This is a genomic window from Streptomyces anulatus, assembly GCF_000721175.1.
Classification (GTDB): Bacteria; Actinomycetota; Actinomycetes; order Streptomycetales; family Streptomycetaceae; genus Streptomyces; species Streptomyces anulatus_C.
On record NZ_JOEZ01000137.1, the window covers coordinates 1 to 301 of the forward strand.

1 pseudogene is annotated in these 301 nt (G+C 71.8%); it reads left to right on the forward strand.

Annotated features, from left to right (window positions below):
- Positions 1-301, forward strand: a pseudogene (locus IG90_RS46995) (helix-turn-helix domain-containing protein); the annotation flags it as partial.

The window sequence follows — 301 nt, forward strand, 5'->3', positions numbered from 1 at the left end:
TGGGGGGGCGCAGCAGGGGGGGCGGGCGCAGCGGAGGCGGGCGGTGGGCGCCGGTGCGAAGCACCGGTTCGTGTTCGTCGACCGGCTCCGTGGCCACGCTCGTGCACCTTCGCCACGGGATAACCACGATGTGCTGGCCTGCTGGTTCAGAGTCGACCGCTCCACCATCACCCGGGCCATCGGTGAGATGCGGCCCCTGTTCGCCGAGCGAGGGTGCACGATCAGCCCCGGCGTCCGGCTCCGGACGCTGGCCGAAGTCATCGACCACCTCGGCACGAGTGGGCGGACCGGCATCATCGAC